The sequence below is a fragment of the Gammaproteobacteria bacterium genome (assembly GCA_003696665.1).
In the GTDB taxonomy this organism is placed as follows: domain Bacteria; phylum Pseudomonadota; class Gammaproteobacteria; order Enterobacterales.
Genome location: RFGJ01000184.1, coordinates 1 through 1,199, shown reverse-complemented (window position 1 = coordinate 1,199; position 1,199 = coordinate 1). Strand labels below are relative to the sequence as shown.

General features: G+C 55.4%; 1 protein-coding gene. It reads right to left on the bottom strand.

What is annotated here, in order from left to right:
• The coding region (gene tuf, locus D6694_05370; GenBank protein RMH44874.1) for an elongation factor Tu at positions 1 to 1,199 on the bottom strand (1,199 nt) is incomplete at its 3' end.

The window sequence follows — 1,199 nt, the reverse complement described above, 5'->3', positions numbered from 1 at the left end:
TTCACGATCTTGGTAATAACACCAGCACCAACAGTCAAGCCACCTTCACGAATGGCGAAACGGCTACCTTCTTCCAAAGCAACTGGTGTAATCAACTTCACCTTCATGTTCACATTGTCACCAGGCATGACCATCTCCACTCCTTCCGGTAGCGAGATCTCACCGGTCACGTCCATCGTCCGAATGTAGAACTGCGGCCGATACCCAGGGAAGAAGGCCTTGTGTCGTCCACCTTCGTCCTTGCGCAGTACGTACACTTCGGCTTCAAACTCGGTGTGCGGCGTAATACTCCCCGGCGCAGCCAGTACCTGACCCCGCTCTACTTCGTCACGAGCCACACCACGCAACAGCAACCCGGCGTTGTCCCCGGCTTCTACCTTGTCCAATACCTTGTGGAACATCTCCATGGAGGTCACCACAACACGCCGCGGCTTCTCTGACAACCCTACAATGTCTACTTCACTGTTCGGGGTCAGCGTACCACGCTCCACTCGCCCGGTTACAACCGTACCTCGTCCCTTGATGCTGAATACGTCTTCTACCGGCATCAGGAAGGGCTTGTCTATCTCTCGCTCTGGTGTCGGAATGTATTCATCTACGACACGCATCAACTCCCATATCGGCGCATAGTCCGGGTGTTCGGGGTCATCGCTCTTGCAGTTCAATGCTTTCAGTGCACTCCCGCGCACAATCGGTGTCTCATCCCCAGGAAAATCGTACTGGTTCAGCAGTTCGCGCAGTTCCAGCTCGACCAGTTCCAGCAACTCCTCGTCATCCATCATGTCGCATTTGTTCAAGAAGATGACCATCGCGGGTACTTCTACCTGCCGGGCTAACAAAACGTGTTCCCGAGTCTGGGGCATTGGCCCGTCTGGGGCCGCTACCACCAGAATCGCACCGTCCATCTGGGCCGCACCGGTGATCATGTTCTTGATGTAGTCCCGGTGTCCAGGGCAGTCAACGTGGGCGTAGTGCCGATTCTCGGTCTCGTATTCGACGTGGGCAATGGAGATCGTGATACCGCGCTCACGCTCTTCCGGTGCCTTGTCGATGTCTTCGAATTTCGTGAAATCTGCCCATCCCCGCAGCGACAGTGTCTTGGTGATCGCTGCGGTCAGAGTGGTCTTCCCGTGGTCAATGTGTCCGATTGTCCCGATATTGACGTGTGGCTTCTCGCGCACAAATTTCTCTTTGGCCAT